The 19,428-nt window shown below is 65.5% G+C and carries 18 protein-coding genes and 1 riboswitch; of the genes, 8 read left to right on the top strand and 10 right to left on the bottom strand.

What is annotated here, in order from left to right:
- The 4 genes from ACXAJT_RS18235 to ACXAJT_RS18220 form a co-directional block, all read left to right on the top strand.
- On the top strand, nt 1-295 hold a 295-nt coding region (locus ACXAJT_RS18235), incomplete at its 5' end, for a hypothetical protein (protein WP_475237467.1).
- 90 nt (nt 296-385) lie between these two features.
- Nucleotides 386-2,263 (top strand): cobaltochelatase subunit CobT, encoded by a 1,878-nt coding sequence (gene cobT / locus ACXAJT_RS18230; protein ID WP_475237466.1) that lies wholly within the window; start codon nt 386-388, stop codon nt 2,261-2,263.
- A 160-nt stretch (nt 2,264-2,423) separates the two neighbouring features.
- A complete protein-coding gene (locus tag ACXAJT_RS18225) occupies nt 2,424-4,202 on the top strand; it encodes an aminopeptidase P family protein (RefSeq protein ID WP_475237465.1) in 1,779 nt (592 codons plus the stop codon).
- Between the two features lie 56 nt (nt 4,203-4,258).
- Nucleotides 4,259-4,603, top strand: coding sequence for a DUF427 domain-containing protein (locus tag ACXAJT_RS18220; RefSeq protein WP_475237464.1), 345 nt, complete (start codon nt 4,259-4,261; stop codon nt 4,601-4,603).
- Nucleotides 4,604-4,696: 93 nt separating this feature from the next.
- Here ACXAJT_RS18220 and ACXAJT_RS18215 read toward each other — a convergent pair whose 3' ends face one another.
- On the bottom strand, nt 4,697-5,125 hold the full coding sequence (locus ACXAJT_RS18215) for a MarR family winged helix-turn-helix transcriptional regulator (protein ID WP_475237463.1): 429 nt from the start codon (nt 5,123-5,125) through the stop codon (nt 4,697-4,699).
- A gap of 105 nt (nt 5,126-5,230) precedes the next feature.
- On the opposite strand from ACXAJT_RS18215, the gene ACXAJT_RS18210 reads away from it, so the two are divergent.
- On the top strand, nt 5,231-5,659 hold the full coding sequence (locus tag ACXAJT_RS18210; RefSeq protein WP_475237462.1) for an organic hydroperoxide resistance protein: 429 nt from the start codon (nt 5,231-5,233) through the stop codon (nt 5,657-5,659).
- Between the two features lie 159 nt (nt 5,660-5,818).
- Here the strand turns inward: ACXAJT_RS18210 and ACXAJT_RS18205 are convergent, their stop codons facing one another.
- Together ACXAJT_RS18205 and ACXAJT_RS18200 are read right to left on the bottom strand one after the other, a co-directional pair.
- Complete coding sequence (locus ACXAJT_RS18205; RefSeq protein WP_475237461.1) at nt 5,819-5,959, bottom strand: hypothetical protein; 141 nt, start codon at nt 5,957-5,959, stop codon at nt 5,819-5,821.
- Nucleotides 5,960-6,174: 215 nt separating this feature from the next.
- Nucleotides 6,175-7,851, bottom strand: coding sequence for a chloride channel protein (locus ACXAJT_RS18200; RefSeq protein WP_475237460.1), 1,677 nt, complete (start codon nt 7,849-7,851; stop codon nt 6,175-6,177).
- Between the two features lie 122 nt (nt 7,852-7,973).
- On the opposite strand from ACXAJT_RS18200, the gene ACXAJT_RS18195 reads away from it, so the two are divergent.
- Nucleotides 7,974-9,347 (top strand): FAD-binding oxidoreductase, encoded by a 1,374-nt coding sequence (locus ACXAJT_RS18195; protein ID WP_475237459.1) that lies wholly within the window; start codon nt 7,974-7,976, stop codon nt 9,345-9,347.
- Nucleotides 9,348-9,478: 131 nt separating this feature from the next.
- Here the strand turns inward: ACXAJT_RS18195 and ACXAJT_RS18190 are convergent, their stop codons facing one another.
- The 4 genes from ACXAJT_RS18190 to metZ form a co-directional block, all read right to left on the bottom strand.
- The gene (locus ACXAJT_RS18190) at nt 9,479-10,927 is read right to left on the bottom strand and encodes a TrkH family potassium uptake protein (protein WP_475237458.1); all 1,449 of its coding nucleotides are present in this window, start codon (nt 10,925-10,927) and stop codon (nt 9,479-9,481) included.
- Nucleotides 10,928-11,009: 82 nt separating this feature from the next.
- A complete protein-coding gene (locus ACXAJT_RS18185; RefSeq protein ID WP_475237457.1) occupies nt 11,010-11,249 on the bottom strand; it encodes a hypothetical protein in 240 nt (79 codons plus the stop codon).
- 174 nt (nt 11,250-11,423) lie between these two features.
- Complete coding sequence (gene folE2 / locus ACXAJT_RS18180) at nt 11,424-12,521, bottom strand: GTP cyclohydrolase FolE2 (protein ID WP_475237456.1); 1,098 nt, start codon at nt 12,519-12,521, stop codon at nt 11,424-11,426.
- A gap of 162 nt (nt 12,522-12,683) precedes the next feature.
- Nucleotides 12,684-13,868 carry an O-succinylhomoserine sulfhydrylase gene (gene metZ / locus ACXAJT_RS18175; protein WP_475237455.1) on the bottom strand — a complete coding sequence of 395 codons (1,185 nt, stop codon included), beginning with the start codon at nt 13,866-13,868 and terminating at the stop codon, nt 12,684-12,686.
- Nucleotides 13,869-13,944: 76 nt separating this feature from the next.
- A riboswitch (SAM riboswitch) is annotated at nt 13,945-14,021 on the bottom strand.
- 179 nt (nt 14,022-14,200) lie between these two features.
- On the opposite strand from metZ, the gene ACXAJT_RS18170 reads away from it, so the two are divergent.
- Nucleotides 14,201-16,069 carry a monovalent cation:proton antiporter-2 (CPA2) family protein gene (locus tag ACXAJT_RS18170; RefSeq protein ID WP_475237454.1) on the top strand — a complete coding sequence of 623 codons (1,869 nt, stop codon included), beginning with the start codon at nt 14,201-14,203 and terminating at the stop codon, nt 16,067-16,069.
- Nucleotides 16,070-16,418: 349 nt separating this feature from the next.
- Nucleotides 16,419-17,735, top strand: a complete 1,317-nt coding sequence (locus ACXAJT_RS18165) for an NAD(P)/FAD-dependent oxidoreductase (RefSeq protein ID WP_475237453.1) — start codon at nt 16,419-16,421, stop codon at nt 17,733-17,735.
- Between the two features lie 85 nt (nt 17,736-17,820).
- Here the strand turns inward: ACXAJT_RS18165 and ACXAJT_RS18160 are convergent, their stop codons facing one another.
- The 3 genes from ACXAJT_RS18160 to ACXAJT_RS18150 form a co-directional block, all read right to left on the bottom strand.
- Nucleotides 17,821-18,330, bottom strand: coding sequence for a CarD family transcriptional regulator (locus tag ACXAJT_RS18160; protein WP_066105780.1), 510 nt, complete (start codon nt 18,328-18,330; stop codon nt 17,821-17,823).
- Between the two features lie 307 nt (nt 18,331-18,637).
- Nucleotides 18,638-18,976, bottom strand: coding sequence for a ferredoxin FdxA (fdxA, locus tag ACXAJT_RS18155; RefSeq protein ID WP_475237452.1), 339 nt, complete (start codon nt 18,974-18,976; stop codon nt 18,638-18,640).
- A 49-nt stretch (nt 18,977-19,025) separates the two neighbouring features.
- Nucleotides 19,026-19,409, bottom strand: coding sequence for an RNA-binding S4 domain-containing protein (locus tag ACXAJT_RS18150; protein ID WP_475237451.1), 384 nt, complete (start codon nt 19,407-19,409; stop codon nt 19,026-19,028).
- Nucleotides 19,410-19,428 lie beyond the last annotated feature (19 nt).

Below are 19,428 nucleotides of genomic sequence, written 5' to 3'. Positions count from 1 at the left end.
GGCCGCAGGCGAGGCCGCCGCGCGCTGCGCCGCGCTCTGGCAGGGCGCCGCGCTGGAGGCGGCCGATCACCCGGCGTTTGCCGGCGCCGCGCCGACCAGCGAGGCGCTGGCCGGTGATTTTGCCGCCCGCGCCCGCGCCGCCGGTCTGTCGCAGACCGCGCTGCGCGACGTGATCCTCGAAGAATTGCCCGATGCGCGGCTGCTCTACCGCTCGCTGCTCAAGGGCGATCGGCAGAGCGCCGCGCTGTTTGAGCGGCGCGCCGACGCCTGCGCGGGGCTGAGCGCGGGAAGCTAGGGGAGGCAAAGGCTCCGCGCGCGAAAGATGTGTGCTTCGCGCGCGCCTTCCCTCTTGCCAATTCCCCGCCACGGCGCGAAACCTGTGCCCATGGCACGCGACACCGACAACCCCGCAGATCCGTTCAAGAAGGCGCTGGCCGAGGCCACCAAGGTCATGGCCGACGACCCCGAGCTTTCGGTGAACTATTCCGTCGACCCTTCGGGCGTCTCCGGCGACATCATGCGCCTGCCGCAGGTGTCGCGCCGGCTAAGCCGCGACGAGGTGCTTTTGGCCCGCGGCACCGCCGATGCGCTGGCGCTGTACCGGCGCTACCACGATGGCGCGACGCACGCCCGCTACGCGCCGCCGGGCGACATCGCGCGCGAGCTTTACGAGTCGATGGAGACCGCCCGCTGCGAGGCGATGGGCGCCCGCGACATGCCCGGCACCGCCGGCAATATCGACGCCAAGATCGGCCATGAGGCGGCGCGCCGCGGCTATGGTCAGGTCAACGAAGCCTCCGAGGCCCCCTTGCCGGTGGCCGCGGGCTATCTGATCCGCCACCTCGCCACCGGGCGCGAACTGCCCAAGGACGCCGCCCATGTGATGGAACTGTGGCGCGGCTTCATCGAAGAGCAGGCCGGCGGCACGCTCGAAGACCTGCAGGAGACGCTTGCCGATCAGGCCGCCTTCGCCCGCTTCGCGCGGCGGGTGATCACCGATCTGGGCTATGGCGATCAGCTTGGCGAGGATCCCGATCAGCTTGACGATGAGTCCGAGGAGGAGGCTGATCCCGGCTCGGACGACGATCAGCAGCCCGACAGCACCGGTCAGGACGATCAGGACGACGACGAGGCCGAGGCGTCGCCCGAGCAGTCGCAGGAGCAGACCCAGGATCAGAGCCAGGCACAGGTTTCCGCCGACGAGATGGCCGATCAGGAGCTTGGCGAAGAGGCCGAGATGCCCGAAGGCGAGGCCCCGATGGAGCCGCCCGCCCCTGCTCCGGCCTCCGAGGCGGACCCCGAATACAAGGTCTTCGATTCCACCCACGACGAAGAGATTCCCGCCGAAGAACTGGCCGAGGCGCAGGAACTGGAACGGCTGCGCGCCTATCTCGACCAGCAGCTTGAGCCGCTGAAGGGCGCGGTCTCGCGGCTTGCCAATAAGCTGCAGCGCCGCCTGCAGGCGCAGCAGAACCGCTCGTGGGAGTTCGACAAGGAGGAAGGCGTGCTGGATGCCGGCCGGCTTGCCCGCGTTGTCGCCAACCCCACCACGCCGCTGTCGTTCAAGGTCGAGAAGGACATGGAGTTCCGCGATACGGTGGTGACGCTGCTGCTCGACAACTCTGGCTCGATGCGCGGCCGGCCGATCTCCATTGCCGCGATCTGTGCCGACGTGCTGGCGCGCACCCTTGAACGCTGCTCGGTGAAGGTCGAGATCCTCGGCTTCACCACCCGCGCGTGGAAGGGCGGGCTGGCGCGCGAGAAGTGGCTCAACGAGGGCCGCGAACAACAGCCCGGTCGCCTCAACGATCTGCGCCACATCATCTACAAGAGCGCCGACGCGCCGTGGCGCCGGGTGCGCGACAACCTCGGGCTGATGATGAAAGAGGGCCTGCTGAAAGAGAACATCGACGGCGAAGCGCTGGAATGGGCGCACCGCCGCATGGCGCACCGCCCCGAGGCGCGCAAGATCCTCATGGTGATCTCCGATGGCGCGCCGGTGGACGATTCCACGCTTTCGGTGAACCCCGCCAACTACCTCGAGAAACACCTGCGCGACGTGATCGCCATGGTCGAGCGCAAGAAGCAGGTGGAACTGCTGGCCATCGGCATCGGCCACGACGTGACCCGCTACTACGAGCGCGCGGTGACCATCACCGACGTCGAGCAACTGGCCGGCGCGATGACCGAGCAGCTTGCCGCGCTGTTCGATTCCGACCCGCGGGCGCGGGCGCGTGTCATGGGCATGAAGCGCGCCATGTAAGCCGAACCAAGGCCGAGGGGCGCTGCCCCTCGGGCTCCCCGGGATATTTGTATCTAGACGAAGATGCGCGCCTGCCGCTTCGTCTAGGCGCAAGCGAGATGACGACGAGGGGCAGCGCCCCTCCTCTTTTTTTCTGCACATGACATCAGGAGACCGCCGCATGTTCCAGACTTTCGAGCAGAGCGCATCCCCCGAGCAGGGCCCGCCGCGGCTGGCCGCACTGCGCAGCGAACTGGCCAAAGAGGGGCTGAGCGGCTTTCTGGTGCCGCGCGCCGACGCGCATCAGGGCGAGTACGTCGCGCCGCGCGATGACCGGCTGGCGTGGCTCACCGGCTTCACGGGCTCGGCCGGCTATTGCGCGGCGCTGACGGATCGGGCGGGCGTGTTCGTCGACGGGCGCTACCGGGTGCAGGTCAAGGCGCAGGTCGCCAAGGAGTTCACCCCGGTGGACTGGCCCGAGGTCGGGCTGGCCGAATGGATCGCCGACGCGCTGCCCGAGGGCGGCAGCGTCGGCATCGATCCGTGGCTCTTCTCGGTGGACCAGATGCGCGCACTGGAGCGCGGGCTTGGGCCGGTGGCACTGCGCCGCTGCGACAACCTCGTGGACCGGATCTGGGCTGATCAGCCCGCGCCGCCCATGGGCGAGGTCTTTGTTCAGCCGGTGGAACTGGCCGGCGAGGCGCACGCGGCGAAGATCGACCGGCTTTCGAAGGGTCTTGCCAAGGCGCAGGCCTGCGTGATCACCCTGCCCGACAGCCTTGCATGGCTGCTCAACATCCGCGGCTCGGATGTGCCGCGCAACCCGGTGCCGCATGGCTTTGCCATCCTGCATACGGACGGGCATGTATCGCTCTTCATGGCGGGGCAGAAGCTTACGGGGCTGGGCGAACACCTTGGCCCGAAGGTCGAGATCGCCGCCCCCGAGGCCTTTGCCGGTGCGCTCGCCGCGCTGGAAGGTCCGGTGCAGATCGATCCGGCCAGCTGCCCCGTCGCGGTGCTCGATGCGCTGGAGGGCCGCGAGATCATCGAGGCCGCCGACCCCTGCCTGCTGCCCAAGGCGCGCAAGAACGCCGCCGAACTGCAGGGCGCGCGCGAGGCGCATCTGCGCGACGGCGCGGCCATGGTGCGCTTCCTGCACTGGGTGGACAGCCAGACGCCCGGCGCCTTCACCGAGATCGACGCCGTCGTCGCGCTGGAAGAGGAACGCCGCGCCACCAACGCGCTGCGCGACATCTCCTTCGAGACCATCTCTGGAGCCGGGCCCAACGGGGCCATCGTGCACTACCGGGTCACCGAAGAGACGAACCGCACGGTACAGGCGGGCGAGCTGCTGCTGATCGACAGCGGCGGACAATACGTGGACGGCACCACCGACATCACCCGCACCATGGCCATCGGCGCCGTGGGCGACGAAGAGCGCGCCGCCTTCACCCGTGTGCTCAAGGGGATGATCGGCCTGTCGCGGCTGCGCTTTCCCAAAGGCCTGGCGGGCCGCGACATAGACGCGCTGGCGCGGATGCACCTGTGGGAAGCGGGGCTCGACTATGGCCATGGCACCGGCCATGGCGTCGGCGCTTACCTGTCGGTGCACGAAGGGCCGCAGCGCATCGCCCGCACCGGCACCGTGCCGCTGGAAGCGGGGATGATCCTTTCCAACGAGCCGGGCTTCTATCGCGAGGGATCTTATGGTATCCGCATTGAGAACCTCATCGCGGTGGAACCCGCGTCTCCCCTGCCCGGCCAAAGCGTCGCCGATATGCTGCGCTTCGAAACCCTGACTTGGGTGCCGATTGACCGGCGTCTGATTGACACGGGACTGCTGACCGCTGCGGAACGTGACTGGCTCGACAGCTATCACGCCGGGGTTTTCGAACGCATCGCTCCGCTTGTCACAGGCGCCGTGCGGGACTGGCTCGAAGCGGCCTGCGCGCCGCTTTGACACAGGACTGTCGCACTGGCGTTGGTATATGATGGGCGGATAACGGGAGAGACATGATGTTGAAACAGATTGCCGTCCGCCCGGCCACGGGCACTTGGGTCATTCGCGCCGGCGGCGCGGTTCTCGGCGAAAGCACCCGCGCGCTGGAGCTGACCGAGGGCGACAAGCCCCAGACCATCTACTTCCCGCGCGAGGACGTGGCCATGGCCTTCCTCGAACCGAGCGGATACCGGAGCACCAGCGCCGCCCTTGGCGACGCCGAGCACTACCATATCGCCTCGAAAAGCCGCAGCTACGACAATGCGGTCTATTCCTACACCGACCCGAAACCCGAAGCCTCTGAGATCAAGGGCTACCTCGCCTTCGATCTGCAGGATGGCGTGGCGGTCGAACAGGTCTGAGGCACCCGGCCCCGCGCCTTGCCTCCATCACCTGCGCGCCGGTCCCTTTTCGGGGCCGGCTTTTTTCTGCGCCGCGCCTGTCTCGGGGCGCACTCAGTCCTTGCGCAGATTGTCCCGCAGGCGGCTGACCTGATCGCGCAGCGCCAGAAGCTCATCGACGCTCATCCCTGCCTGTTCAGAGATACAGCCCGCGATATGCGCGGTGCGCGCCTCCATCGCCGCCCCCGCTTCAGTGAGGCTGATACGCACCTGCCGCTCGTCTTGTTCATCGCGCCGCCGGGTCACCAAACCCATGCCTTCCAGCCGCTTGAGCAGCGGTGTCAGTGTGCTGGATTCAAGCTGCAACTGGCGCGACAACGCCCCCACCGTCGGCGGCGCCTCTGCAGCCCAGAGCGCGCTCATCACCAGAAACTGCGGATAGGTCAGCCCGAGCTTTTCCAGATGCGGGCGGTAGGCCTGCTGCAGCGCATGCACGGCGGAATAGAGCGAGAAACAGACCATGTCTTGCGGTGCGAGTGTCATGGGCGAAATATAAATCGCGCGCGATCCTTTCTCAAGCGATTGACTTCCTCCCGGCGCACCATATCTATCGCGCACGATTTAATCGCGAGATAAAGGAGACCGCCCATGTCCCTCGACATCAAGTATCGCACGCAGGCCCAAGCCTCGGGCAATGGCCGTGATGGCATCACCAAGCTGACCTCGGGCCTGCTGACCGTGACGATGAACGCGCCGAAGGAACTCGGAGGTGCCGGCAAGGGGCACAACCCCGAACAGCTGTTCGCCATGGGCTATGCCGCCTGCTTCCTCAGCGCCATGCGCTTTGTCGCGCAGAGCGAGAAGCTGGGCACCGTACCGGACGCGGCGACGGTGGATGCCGAGGTGGCCATCGGTGCCAAAGAGAGCGGCGGCTTTGAACTGGTGGTAAAGCTGATCGCCAAGATGCCGGGTCTGGACCGCGAGACCGCCGAGACCATTCTCAACCGCGCGCATGAGGTTTGCCCCTACTCCGACGCCACGCGCGGCAACATCGAGGTCACGCTGGAACTGGCCTGAGGACTTTTGCCCGCGACACGTGCAAAAAACAAAACGCCCTCGCAGCGCACTGCGGGGGCGTCTTCATACAGGACCGCCGGTACAAGACCGGTCGTGTCGATTGGTCTTGGGGGTGTCCGCCATGTCCGCGACCTCGCGGCTCCGGGCCCCAGATGTGCTTTAGATGTGGCCGCCGATGGCCAGACCTGCCGCAAACACCAAAATCGCGCTCGCCATGAAACCAACCAGAAAGCCCGTCGAGGGCTCGGTGGGGTTCAGTAAGTCCCAGACTTTCTTGGGGAGCCGCGTAAATCGGGTCATAGACATCCTCGTCTGTAATTTATCATGATAAATCCAGATGGACCAATCGGAGCGATTTTTAAAGGACATCGCGCGCTGACCCTACGTCAGAAAATCGGTGCAGGGGCAAGAAAAGGCAAAAGACCGCCGATCACAGGACCAACCTCACAGGGGTTCGCCCGTTTTTCAAGCATGTCTCACCGCGCCGGCGCGTGACGACCTCTGCTGCGCCAGCCTCAGCTGTGCTCTTCCTCTGCCGTGGCGGCCAGCGCGCGGTTGTAGGCCTTCAGCGCATCGACGTGGAACAGCGCCCCCTGCAGAACCGGCGGGTCTTCGCGGCTCTTGCGGGTCACCACGGGCAGATAGGCCACGCCTGATTTGTCGAACAGCGGCAGCGCCGCCTCCAGCGTCGCCTGCGCATTGAGAAACAGCCCCTGCTCGATCATCCGCAGACAGGCCTCCTGATCCGCCGCGCCTTCGTCAGTGGGTTTGCGCATCACCCCCTGCACCCGGAACATCGCCAGCAGATAGGCCTGCGGTCCGGCCGCAAGATGCACGTTGCGGCGCTCGAGTTGCGACAGGAAGAAGCTGCGATGCACCAACCGCGAGGCCAGCGCCGTGGACATCGACACCGAGATCATCACCGCCAGCCCGGTCTGCCAGTCACCGGTCAGCTCAAACACGATCAGCGTGGTCGAGATCGGCGCGCCCAGCACCGCCGCCGCCACCGCGCCCATGCCCGCCAGCGCATAGAGCGTGAAGACCGAACTTTGCTCGGGGAAGAGCCCCGTGGCCACATGCGCAAAGGCCAGCCCGGTGAGCGCGCCCAGCATCAGCGAGGGTGAGAAGACGCCGCCGCCCATACGCCCAGCCATGGTGATCGACACCGCAGCCACTTTCACCACGGCAAAAATCATCGCCTGATTCAGCGTCAGCTGGCCCGACAGAGCCCGCGAGGTGGTTTCATAGCCGACGCCGATGATGTGCGGATAGAAGATCGCGATGGCGCCCAGCATCAGCCCCGCCACCGCCGGGCGCAGCCAATGCGGCAGCCCGAGGCGCTTCTGGATCGCCGTGCCGACGCCATCAGACCAGAACAGCGCCTTGATCATCAGCACCGCCACCAGCCCGCAGACCAGCCCCATCAGAAAGAAGGCGGGCAGTTCGAGATAGAATTGCACGGTGGTGGTGCCGGGCAGCACGAACTCTGTGACGTCGCCGAAATAAAGCCGGTTGATCACCGTGCCCGCGGCGCTGGCCACGACGATCGGGGCAAAGGCATGCAGCGCGAAATGGCGCAGCACCACCTCAAGACCAAACAGCGCCCCGGCAATCGGCGCGTTGAAGCTGGCCGAAACCGCCGCCGCCACGGCGCAGCCCAGCAGATCGCGCCCGGTGATCCCGTCGACGCGCAAAAGGTTGGACACCCAAGAAGAGATCATCGCGGCGATATGCACCACCGGCCCCTCGCGCCCGGTGGAGCCGCCGGTCGACAGGGTGATCCACGAGCACAGCGCCGAGGCGATGCCCGCCTTCTTCTCTACCCGCCCATCGTTGAGCGCCGCGCCCTCGATCACATCGGAAACGCTGCGCACGCGCCCATCAGGGGTGAACTTCTGCAAGATAAGCCCGACCACCGCGCCGCCCGTCACCGGGATCAGCAGCACGTAAATCCACGGCAGGGTCTGCGCGAAACTGGCCAGCAGGTTGACGTCCTCAGTGCCGTAGACAAAGGCCTGCAGCCGCTCGATGGCAAGCCGGAACAGCAAGGCGGCAAAGCCCGCGGCGGCCCCGACGAACAGCGCGATCAGCCAGAAGGTAATCTGCCCCGGCCCCTTGTGCCGCAGCGTATCCCATCCCCGGTTGCACAGCGCGCGTGTTTCGCGCCATTGCGCCGTCAGTTGGCTCAGCATTCCTCTGTTCCGCCTTCGTCCTGCCCTGCGCCCTGCCTCGCGCCTCACGGCCACGTGTAGCATGGCTTTCCCAGCCCGCCCGGCGCGGATAAGGTCGCCCCGATTTTCCACGGAGGTTCTCTATGCCCGTCGCCGAAGCCCTGGAGGCTCTTGATCACTTCCTAGGCGAACGATTCACCCGCTCCAAGTCCGAACTGGACCTGCACGGCCGATCCGAGTCCTATTTCCCGCTGACGCCGCCCGATGGCGTCGCGTATCCTGAAACCACCGAAGAGGTGCAGCGCATCGTGCAGATCTGCGCCGAACACGGCTGCCCGGTGATCGGCTGGGGCGCCGGCACCTCGCTTGAAGGCCATGGACAGGCAGTGCAAGGCGGCGTCACCGTCGACTTCAGCCGCATGAACAAGGTTCTGGAGATCCGCCCCGCCGACATGGATGTGACCATCCAGCCCGGCGTCACCCGCGAGGCCCTGAACGAGGAGCTGCGTGCCACCGGCCTGTTCTTCCCGGTCGATCCGGGCGCCAACGCCTCGCTTGGCGGCATGGCGATGACCCGCGCGTCGGGCACCACCACGGTGCGCTACGGCTCGATGCGCGACAATGTTCTGGGTCTCAAGGCCGTGCTGGCCGACGGGCGGATGATCGAGACCGGCACCCGCGCCCGCAAATCCGCCGCCGGGTTCGACCTGACGGCACTCTTCGTCGGCTCCGAGGGCACGCTGGGCCTCGTCACCGAACTGACCCTGCGGCTGCACGGCATCCCCGAGGCGGTCTCCGCGGGCATCTGCGCCTTCGACGACATGGGCAGCGCGGTGACCGCCGTGATGGAGACAATCCAGATGGGCATCCCCATGGCCCGCATCGAGTTTGTCGATGCCGCCACCGCCCGCGCCTTTTCGGAATATGCCGGTATGGAGATGGCCGAGAGCCCGCACCTTCTGGTGGAGTTCAACGGCTCGCCCGAGAGCGTGAAACAGGACGCCGAACGCTTCGCCGAGATCGTCGCCGACAACGGCGGCAGCCCCTTCGAGTGGTCCGCCCGCGAAGAGGAGCGCCGCGCGCTCTGGGCCATGCGCCATAACGGCTATTACGCCATCCTCGCGGCGCGCAAAGGCGCCCGCGCAGTGGTCACCGACATCTGCGTGCCGATCTCGCAGCTGACCGAAGCGGTCGAAGAAACGCAGGCCGACATCGCCGCCAGCGGCATCCCCGGCCCGATCCTCGGCCACGTGGGCGACGGCAACTTCCACGCCGTCCTGCTCATCGACCCGGACAGCCCCGAGGAGCTGAAGACCGCCAAGGCGCTGTCGCACCGTATGGCCGAGCGCGCGCTGCGGCTCGGAGGCACCTGCACCGGCGAACACGGCGTCGGCCATGGCAAACTGGCCTATATGGACGCCGAGCATGGCGAGGGGTGGCAGGTGATGGGCCAGATCAAGCGCGCCCTCGATCCGCAGAACATCATGAACCCCGGCAAGCTGGTGCCGCAGGACTGACCATGATGGCCGGGGCGGCGCGCTGTCCCGGCCATTGCTGCAGCGGCTGGCTTGCATGAGTATTTCTGGAAAGATGAAAGGAGCGAGCTCTATACTTCATCTTTCTCCAAATACTCCCGCCGGAGGCGCCCTCAGTCGCGCCAGAAGCGCGTCGTGAACAGCACAAAGACCGCCATGATCTCCAGCCGGCCCACCAGCATGGCGAAGACAAGCATCCATTTGGCGGTGTCGTTGAGCGTGGCGAAGTTGCCCGCTGGCCCGATGATGTCGCCCAGCCCCGGCCCGACGTTGGCCAGCGCCGTCGCCGCGCCCGACAGCGAGGTGACGAAATCCAGCCCGGTGAACCCGAGTGCCACCGACAGCACACCAAGCGAGACCACGAAGAAGACGAAATAGGCCATCACCGAGCTGAGCACCTCGTCACTGACGGGGCGCCCCTCAAAGCGCGGGGTGAAGACCCCATGCGGCGCGCGGATGCGGCGCAGCTGCACGCGGATCGAGGCGAAAAGCAGCTGGTAGCGGAAGATCTTCACCGAACAGGCGGTGGAACCCGCGCAGCCGCCGATCAGCCCGATGAAGAAGAACAGAGTGATCAGGAAGGCGCCCCAGGCCATATAGTCGACCGAAGCGTAGCCGGTGCCCGAGATGATCGAGGTGATGTTGAACAGCGACTCGCGGATCGCCTGCTCGGGGTGGTGCGGAAACTTGAGCACCAAGGTCACGCTCATCACCACCACCAACGCGAACACTGTGCCGAAGAAGGCGCGCACCTGACTGTCGCGCCAGAGCGCGACGTGGTTGCCGTTGAGCATCTGCACATAGCGCACGAAGGGCAGCGCCCCGGCGAGCATGAAGAACGCCGCGACATATTCCGCCGGGCCCGAAAAGGTGCCGAAGGAGGCGTCGTAATTGGCAAAGCCGCCGGTCGAAAGCGTGGTGAGCGCGTGCACCGTGGCATCGAAGGCATTCATGCCGCAGACCATGTAGGCGGCGGCGCAGGCCAGCGTCATGCCGACGTAGATGGTCGAGATCGACGAGGCGATCTCGGTGGCGCGGGGCAGGATCTTGCCCATGGTCTCGAACGCCTCGGAGCGGAAGATCTGCATGCCGCCCACGCGCAGCTCGGGCAGGAACACCATGGCGACAACAATGATCCCCACCCCGCCCAGCCATTGCAGCATGCCGCGCCACAGCAAGATGCCCTTGGGCAGATCATCAAGCCCGGTGAACACCGTCGAACCGGTGGTGGTGACGCCCGACATGGCCTCGAACATCGCGTCGACCAGCCGCGCCTCGGTGGCGCCCAGCATGAAGGGAATACCGCCAAACAGGGGCAGCACGACCCACGCGCCGACAGTGAGCAGAAAGGTCTGCTGCAGGGTCAGCCCGTGCCGCCCGGCGTTGGCGCAGGACAGCGCGATCAGCCCGCCGATCAACATGGTCAGCAGCGCGCTTTCGAGAAACACATGCCACTCGCCGCGCGCCTCGGCGATATCCACCAGAAGCGGTACGAGCATGCAGGCGCCAAGCGTCGTGACGAGCAGGCCGAGAACATAGGCAACGGGGCGGATGTCGAACATGGCCAGAGCCTTCGCCCGGCACCGCGCCCCTGTCAAGCGCCCCTGTCAAGCGCCCCTGTCAAGCGCCGCGCTCTGGCAAGGCTCAGTCGCCGAAAAGGTCTCGGAAGACATGTGGCAAAATCTGCTCGCGCGTGAGCCCCATTTCAGCCAGACGGGCGTCGGTCTGGCTTTCCAGCACGATGATCTCGCGCAGCCGCGCGCGCGCCAGCCCGCCGGGGTTCACGCCCAGCCCAAGCTGGGTGAAATAGGCATCAATACGGGCGCGCAGCGAGCCGCGCCCCATGGCGATCATGACGTTTTCCGCAGTTCTGCTCGTGGTCATGGCCAGACCTCCGGTGGGTTGCGTTGCCCTCCACCTGCAAGATGGCGCGCCGCATACCTACCGTCATGCCCGACCCCGCGACTTTTGCTGCATTGCAGCAAAATGCCGCCGGAGTGACCGGCGGCATGAGGCGAATGCTCAGGAATGCGGCAGGGCCGAGGCCCAGACCTGCTCTCAGCCCTGATGAATGAGGCTGGGGAAGAGCGTCGGATCGAGGCTTTGCTGCGCGAAGGTCGGACCTTCGGTCAGCAGCGCCACCGCGTCATGCGAGTGCAGGCTTTCCTGATGGCTGGCCAGCACGCGGTAGTCGCCGATGCGCGGGTCGGCCTGCAGCGCCTCGGCAAACAGACGCGCCGCATCTTCGACAAAGATAGGGTTGGCGGCGTTCAGTTCCGCGAACGCCTGCTCGTCCTCGCGCTTGACCATCACCTGCGTCTCGGTCGGCACCGCGGAGCGGCACAGCCCCACGAGGTCTTCGAACCACAGCCAGTCTTCCTCGTCGGTCAGCACCACCGACACGCGCGCCACCGAGCGCTGCGAGTGCGGCGTGGCAAGCTGGCCGCGGAACTGGCGGGCGTGCTCGGACAGTTCCAGCGAGCATGGGCAGGTCGAACTGTAGACGTAATCGAGGTGCACAACGCGCTGGCGCAGGCCGTCATGTTCGATCAGTTCCAGCGCGATATCGTAGTATTGGTAGCCCGACAGGCCCGAGCGCAGGCTGTCCATCTTCATCGGGAAGCGGAAGCGCATCTGAATGCGCGCGTCAAAGCTCTCCAGATCGGACTTGTAGTCGTCCAGCGCCGCCTCGATCACGCCGAAGCTGAAGGTCTTTTCGGCGTGGGTGTAGAAGCTGCGCATGATGCGCGACATGTTGATGCCCTTTTTGTCGGCCTCGAGGCTGACCGTGCCGGTCACCGAGGTCTCGACGGTCAGGGGCGCACCTTCCTTGGTGCGATAGCTGATCGGCAGGCGGAAGTTCGAGATACCCACATGCTGAATGCGGCGGTTCTCGCCACGGATCAGCGACGACGGCCCGTTCTGCAGGTCCGGCAGGGACTCCTTGTAGGACGGATCGACCGTGAAGCCTTCGGGATACTGGCGTGAAAACACAGGGTAATCCTGCGCCGCCCCAAGCAGCTTCAGCAGCGCCGGATCGAGATCCGTGATTTCGCTGTCTTCGGCCACCTCGGTCCATTTGCGCAGCACGGCCAGCGCGGCCTCTGCTTCGTCACGGTTCGGGTTGCGGTCTACTACCGGGGAATACACATTCATTTCCTGCCCTCCGAGGCGGGGGTTCGTTCCATCGTACTTAGGTTGTTTTAGCCGAAATTCTACCACTTACGATACTTATACGAGCACACCTATCCGTATGGATCACCTATTGCGGGCAAAAATGTGGCCGGGCAATCGTTTAATCACCCGGCCACAAAAACTTCACGATTCATCAAGAGCTTGTTGAATATCGGCAACAAGATCGCCTGTGTCCTCGATTCCGACCGAAAGCCGGATCAGACCGTCGCCGATGCCCAAACCTTCGCGCTGCTCGGGGCTGAGGCGCTGGTGGGTGGTCGTCGCCGGGTGCGTGGCGATGGATTTCGCGTCGCCGAGGTTGTTGGAGATCAAGATCACCTTGAGCGCGTTGCAAAAGCGGAAGGCCGCCTCTTTTCCGCCTTCGATCTCGAAGGCGACCATCGTGCCCCCTGCCCCAAGCTGGCGCTGCGCCAGCTCGTGCTGCGGATGGCTTTCCAGCCCCGGGTAGCTGACGCGGGTTACCTTCGGATGGTCGATCACCGCCTTGGCGATGGCCTCGGCCGAGGCGGTCTGGGCGCGCACGCGCAGGTCGATGGTCTCCAGCCCCTTGAGCATGACCCAAGCGGTGAACGGGCTCATCGAGCCGCCGGTATGCTTCATGTAGGGCTCGATGGTGCCGCGGATGATCTCGCGTGTGCCGAGGATCACCCCGCCCAGGGTCCGGCCCTGACCGTCGATGTGCTTGGTCGCCGAATAGACCACCACATCGGCGCCCTGCTCGATGGCGCGGCTGTAGACCGGGGTCGAGAAGACGTTGTCGACCACCACCTTGGCGCCCTTGGCGTGCGCGAGCTTGGAGACGGCCTCGACGTCCACCAACTCCAGCGTCGGGTTCGACATGCTTTCGAAGAAGACCAGATCGGCCCCCGGCGCCAGCGCCTCTTCCCATTGCTGCAGATCGGCCCCGTCGACAAAGACCACCTCGACGCCGAAGCGGGTCAGTACGGTTTCCAGCACATAAAGGCAGGACCCGAAGAGCGCGCGCGCCGCGACCACCCGGTCACCGGCCTTGAGCATCGCGGTCAGTGCGCCCGAGACGGCGGCCATGCCCGAGGCGGTGGCGAAGGCATCTTCGGCGCCTTCGAGCAGCGCGATGCGCTCTTCGAACATGGCGACGGTCGGGTTGCCGTAGCGGGCATAGATAAACTCATCCGCCTCGGTCTTGATGAAGCGCGCCTCGGCTTGCTCGGCGCTGTCATAGGCGAAGCCCTGAGTGAGGAAGATTGCCTCGCTCAGCTCTCCCCACTGGCTGCGCTTGGTGCCGCCATGCACCAGCTCGGTCCGCGATGCCTTCTTGAAATCTGCCATGATCTTCCACCTTTCTGTGTCCGGGCTGTTCCTCTGCGCCGGAAATGAAAAAGCCCCACTCGCGGTCAAGCGAAAGGGGCTCTCTCGTCCGACCTTTTAGCGGCATGTTTTACGTGGCCCGCAATCCGTCAACAAATCGCCACGGCGCTGGAATACGCCGCCGCCACGCGTCGGTCAAGCGCGCAGCCACCGCAGCCCGGCCGGGGCGCGGGCGCCGCTTCGCGGGGCGCAGCGGTAAATCGTCCGCATCCGGTTAGCCCTGCCTGCCACCGCTTGTCTTCGGGCGCGATCCCGTCCCATCATGCGCCAGCAAAGCAAGTCACGGGACAGACATGGAAAGCGCGCTTTTTCAGGCCTCGATCTACCTCGCCGCAGCGGTCATCGCGGTGCCCATCGCCGCCCGGCTCGGGCTGGGGTCCGTACTGGGCTATTTGCTGGCCGGGATCATGATCGGCCCGGTGCTGAATCTGGTCTCGCACACCGACGATCTGCGCCACTACGCCGAATTCGGCGTGGTGATGATGCTGTTCATCATCGGCTTGGAACTGGAGCCAAAGGCGCTGTGGGACATGCGGCACAGGCTGATCGGCCTTGGCGGTCTGCAGATCCTGCTGACGCTGGCGGCTGTCACCGGGCTGACCATGGCCTTCGGGCTCGACTGGCGGCCCGCGGTGGCGGCCGGGATGATCTTTGCGCTGTCGTCCACCGCCATCGTGCTGCAGACGCTTTCGGAAAAGGGCCTGATGCAAACCAACGGCGGGCGCGGTGCCTTTTCGGTACTGCTGACGCAGGACATCGCGGTGATCCCCATGCTGGTTCTGATGCCGCTGCTCAGCCACCTTGCCTCGCCGCTGGTGGCGGCAGACGGAGCGCATGGCGCGGCAGAGGACGCGCATGGCGGCCATGGCATGTCAATCGTCGAGGGGCTGCCCGGCTGGGGCGTGGCGCTGGTCACGCTGGGCGCGATCGCGCTGATCATCGTCGCCGGGGTCTACGGCGCCCGCCCGCTGTTTCGCTATATCAACGCGTCGCGCCTGCCCGAGATGTTCACCGCCGTGGCGCTGCTCATCGTCGTCGGCATCGCCTTTCTGATGGGGCTGGTGGGCCTGTCCCCGGCGCTCGGCACCTTCCTTGCGGGCGTGGTGCTGGCGAACTCGGAGTTCCGGCATCAGCTAGAAGCGGACATCGAGCCCTTCAAAGGCCTCTTGCTGGGCCTCTTCTTCATCACAGTCGGTGCCGGGATCAGCTTTGCCGACTTCCTGCGCGAGCCGTTTCTGCTGCTCGGGGCCACGGCAGCGCTGATCCTCATCAAAGGCGCGATCCTGCACGTGCTGGGCGGGCTGTTCCAGCTCAAGGGGCGCGACCGTATGCTGTTCACCCTATCGCTGGCGCAGGCGGGCGAGTTCGGCTTCGTGCTCATCTCCTTCGCCCTGCAGCAAAACGTGCTGACCGAGGCGCTGGGGCAGCGGATGCTGATGGTCGTGGCGCTGTCGATGCTGATCACCCCGGCGCTGTTCATTCTTTACGACCGGCTCTCGGTCAAACTGGTGGAAAAGGCCGAACCCCGCGCCGACGACCGCATCGACAGTCAGGGCCCGATCATCATCGCCGGCATCGGGCGCTTCGGCCAGATCGTCAACCGGCTGGTGCAGAACTCGGGCTTTCAGACCGTGGTGATCGATCACGACATGCAGACCATCGAACTGATGCGCAACTTCGGCATGAAGGGCTTTTTCGGCGATCCCACCCGCCCCGAACTGCTGCATGCCGCGGGCATAAGCAAAGCCAAGGTGCTGGTTGCCGCGCTCGACGACCCCAAGGCCACGACCAAGCTGGTGCGCTTTGCCAAGCGTATCCGCCCCGATCTTTTCGTCATCGCACGCGCGCGGGACCGGACGCATGTCTACGAGCTTTATCAGGCCGGGGCCGACAAGATGGTGCGCGAGATGTTCGACAGCTCGCTGCGCGCCGGCCGCTATGCGCTCGAAGAGGCGGGGCTGAGCGAATATGAGGCCGCCACCGCCGAGCAGACATTCTATCGCCACGACCGCGAGACCATGCGCGAACTGGCCGAACTGTGGGAGCCGGGCACCCACCCCGCCGAGAACCCCGCCTACATCAAACGCTCGCGCGAATTGGAGAAGGATCTCGAGACCGCGCTCTTTACCGCGCTCGAGGCGCAGCGCGAAGAATCGGCCTGACGCAGCCGCGTCAAGGGGCGGGCGCGCGACTCGGGCACTCAGCGCGCTGCAGTGCGGCGACCGATACAGCGAAGGGCAGCCATCAGGCGACAAATAAAGGGAATTTGGTATTCCAAAGTACGCCGCGGGCGCGAAACACCGCGGTCTGCGGCGCACTCGCGCCCAAATTCCCGGCAGACTGCGGCGCTAGCGCCACCAATCGCGGGATTGTGCACGCAATGCGCCCATTGGTCGCTGTTGTTCTCAGGGCCGTCATGTATGCGGAGGCCGCCGGAGGTGGACCAAGACCTGCGCAAGAGGCGCCGGCCACGTCCCGCCCTCCGTCCGACAGACGCGAATTGCCTCGATCATGACACAGACCTCCAAGCCCCCAAAAATCGTCATCGTCGGCGCCGGCACTGCCGGGCTGAACCTCGCCACCCGCCTGAGCCACCGCTTCGGTCGCCACGGCAAGGCCGAGATCACGCTGGTGGACGAGAACCTCTCGCATATGTGGAAACCCTCGCTGCACGAGTTCGCCGCTGGCACCAAGGGGTTCGACGAAGAGATCAGCCTGCTCGAGCATTCGCACCGCAATGACTACAGCTTTCGCCTCGGGCGGTTCATCGGCATCGACCGCGAGAAAAAGCTGGTGCACCTGCAGGCGGTGAACGATCCGGCCAACCGCCCGCTCGCGCCCAACCGCGCCCTGCCCTATGATATCCTCGTGCTGGCCATCGGCAGCCGCTCAAACGACTTCGGCACCCCCGGCGTTGCCGAGCACTGCATGATGCTCGACACGCCCGCGCAGGCCAAGCGCCTGCAGGCCGAATTGCTGAACCTGTTCCTGCGTTTCCAGACAGGTGCCCTGAGCACGCAGACCAACAAGCTGGAGCTGACCATTATCGGCGCCGGCGCCACCGGCGTCGAACTGGCCGCGGAATTGCGCGAGGCCGCGGGCCAGTTCGCCCGCAACGGCATCCACAAGGTGCGCCGCCCCGACGCCGTGACGATCCGTGTGCTCGAAGCCGCGCCGCGGGTGCTGGGTGCGCTGCCCGAAAATATCTCGATGAAAGTGGAACGGCACCTGCGCGAGTTGCACATCGACGTGCACTGCGGTGCCAAGGTGGCGCGGATCGAGCCGGGCGCCGTGCATCTGGCCGACGGCACCGAGTTCACCTCGAACATGACCGTCTGGGCCGCCGGTGTGCGTGCCCCCGAGGTGATCGGGCAGCTGCACGGGTTCGAGACCGGCGGCCTCGGGCGCCTCAAGGTGCGCCCCACCCTGCAGACACTCGCGGACGACACGATCTACGCGCTTGGCGACTGCGCCGATTGCCCTTGGCCCGCCAAGGAGACCTCGCTGCCGCCGCGCGCGCAGGTGGCGACGCAGCAGGCCGAGTTCATGGAGCGCCAGATCGCCGCACAGATGGCAGGCAAACCGTTGAAGCCCTTCTCCTACGCCGACCATGGCTCGCTGGTGGCGATCTCCAACGAGGGGGCCGTGGGCTCGCTGATGGGCAAGGCGATCGGCACGATCACCATCGAGGGCTGGCTGGCCCGCCGCGCCTATCGCTCGTTGCACTTCCTGCACCGCAAATCGGTGCTGGGCACATGGCGCGCCACGCTCAGTTCGCTGGTTGGCGGCGCCTCGAAGCGGATTCGCCCGAAGCTGAAACTGCACTGAGACACGCCACGGGGCAAACCACCAGCACAGCAGAAGGGCCGTCCCCGCGGGGACGGCCCTTTCAATTTTGGGAGAATGCGCCTTATCAGGCGGCGCGCAGCCCAAGCACCTCGTCGACCTGACGGGCGGCAGCCACCTCGTCGCCACCGCTGACAGCCGCGACTTCGCGGGTCAGGCGCTCGAGCGCGGCCTCATAAAGCTGACGCTCGGAGTAGCTCTGCTCGCGCTGGTCGTCGGCGCGGTGCAGGTCGCGCACCACTTCGGCGATGGCGATCAGGTCACCCGAGTTAATCTTCTGTTCGTATTCCTGAGCGCGGCGCGACCACATGGCGCGTTTCACCTTGGCCTTGCCCTTCAGGGTCTTCATCGCTTGGCTCACCACGTCGGGGGAGGACAGTGAACGCATGCCGATTTCGGTAGCCTTATGGGTGGGCACCCGCAGGGTCATCTTGTCCTTCTCGAAGGAGATCACAAACAGTTCCAGCTTGAGGCCGGCGATTTCCTGCTCCTCGATCGACATGATCTGACCCACGCCATGGGCGGGGTAGACCACGTAGTCGTTCGGGCGGAATTCGTTCTTCTTGGTCTTGGTCATCCAACAGCGTCCTTAGCAGCAAAACCTTGTGCACACGCGACAGAAAGGCGGACGGGATGCAGAGCATTCCGTTCGCCTGGTGTTAACGCGTCTCGCTTAACCCCCCGGGTGCAGACCGGCCCGGTCATGTGTGCATGGTTTCAACATGAGTGGCGCAGAATATAGCACAAAACGAACGTCTTTCCTAGGAGCGCCCGGCCCGGAAAGAAGTTTTTCTCTACCAATGCCTTACGGGGAAAACGCGCCCCCGTGTGCGGCTTTTGGCGTAGGGGGCACGAATCGCGCCCCGCGCCGAAGCCGATCCCGGTCAGTCGCCCTCGCCCGGCGCTTCCGAGAAATACTTGGTCATCTTGTCGGCCTCGCCGTCGCGCTCTTCGGCTTCGGGCAGCGGGTCCTTCTTGGTGATGATCACCGGCCAAAGCTCCGAGTACTTGCGGTTGAACTCCACCCATTTCTCCATGTCCGGCTCGGTGTCCGGACGGATCGCGTCAGCGGGGCATTCCGGCTCGCAGACGCCGCAGTCGATGCATTCATCGGGGTGGATCACCAGCGTATTCTCACCCTCGTAGAAACAGTCCACCGGGCAGACTTCGACGCAGTCGGTGTATTTGCAGGCGATACAATTTTCGGTGACGACGTAGGTCATTGCTGTCTCTCAAAGGCTGATGGGCGCTTAGCTAGACCAGCGCAGCGGATCATTCAAGCGTCCGCCCGCGATCAAGATCGAGTTTCCTGCGGTCACGCTTGGTGGGACGAGAATTGCCTTCGAGGCGCTTCACCGGTGGAACGTCGTCCTTCGATTTCGGCTGGGGCGGATCAAGGTCCTCGTAGAGCTGCTGCGCCTCGGGCGCCGGCCCCCGCCGCTCGCCAAGCGCCAACACCTTGATCACCCGCACCTGCCGCGCCTGAGAGAAGGTCAGCACATCCCCCGGCCCGACATTGAAGGCCGGTTTCGATACATTGGTCCCATTCACGCGAAGACCCGCCCCGATGGCCTTGGCCGACAGGCTCCGCGTCTTGAAGAAGCGGGCCTGCCAGAGCCATTTGTCGAGGCGGATCTTCTGAACCGGTTCGGTCACTGTGACGTGGCCCTAAGAG

It is taken from the genome of Salipiger sp. ABF4_146, from assembly GCF_056161345.1.
This window is presented reverse-complemented; position numbering and strand designations above follow the sequence as displayed.

Bases quoted from the DNA above. Each gene is read 5' to 3' on its own strand.
- ACXAJT_RS18185 (WP_475237457.1), bottom strand. From the start codon at position 11,249: ATGACCACGAGCAGAACTGCGGAAAACGTCATGATCGCCATGGGGCGC.
- metZ (WP_475237455.1), bottom strand. From the start codon at position 13,868: ATGGCAGATTTCAAGAAGGCATCGCGGACCGAGCTGGTGCATGGCGGC.
- ACXAJT_RS18205 (WP_475237461.1), bottom strand. From the start codon at position 5,959: ATGACCCGATTTACGCGGCTCCCCAAGAAAGTCTGGGACTTACTGAAC.
- ACXAJT_RS18225 (WP_475237465.1), top strand. From the start codon at position 2,424: ATGTTCCAGACTTTCGAGCAGAGCGCATCCCCCGAGCAGGGCCCGCCG.
- ACXAJT_RS18170 (WP_475237454.1), top strand. From the start codon at position 14,201: ATGGAAAGCGCGCTTTTTCAGGCCTCGATCTACCTCGCCGCAGCGGTC.
- folE2 (WP_475237456.1), bottom strand. From the start codon at position 12,521: ATGAATGTGTATTCCCCGGTAGTAGACCGCAACCCGAACCGTGACGAA.
- ACXAJT_RS18165 (WP_475237453.1), top strand. From the start codon at position 16,419: ATGACACAGACCTCCAAGCCCCCAAAAATCGTCATCGTCGGCGCCGGC.
- ACXAJT_RS18215 (WP_475237463.1), bottom strand. From the start codon at position 5,125: ATGACACTCGCACCGCAAGACATGGTCTGTTTCTCGCTCTATTCCGCC.
- fdxA (WP_475237452.1), bottom strand. From the start codon at position 18,976: ATGACCTACGTCGTCACCGAAAATTGTATCGCCTGCAAATACACCGAC.
- ACXAJT_RS18160 (WP_066105780.1), bottom strand. From the start codon at position 18,330: ATGACCAAGACCAAGAAGAACGAATTCCGCCCGAACGACTACGTGGTC.
- ACXAJT_RS18190 (WP_475237458.1), bottom strand. From the start codon at position 10,927: ATGTTCGACATCCGCCCCGTTGCCTATGTTCTCGGCCTGCTCGTCACG.
- cobT (WP_475237466.1), top strand. From the start codon at position 386: ATGGCACGCGACACCGACAACCCCGCAGATCCGTTCAAGAAGGCGCTG.
- ACXAJT_RS18195 (WP_475237459.1), top strand. From the start codon at position 7,974: ATGCCCGTCGCCGAAGCCCTGGAGGCTCTTGATCACTTCCTAGGCGAA.
- ACXAJT_RS18200 (WP_475237460.1), bottom strand. From the start codon at position 7,851: ATGCTGAGCCAACTGACGGCGCAATGGCGCGAAACACGCGCGCTGTGC.
- ACXAJT_RS18210 (WP_475237462.1), top strand. From the start codon at position 5,231: ATGTCCCTCGACATCAAGTATCGCACGCAGGCCCAAGCCTCGGGCAAT.
- ACXAJT_RS18220 (WP_475237464.1), top strand. From the start codon at position 4,259: ATGTTGAAACAGATTGCCGTCCGCCCGGCCACGGGCACTTGGGTCATT.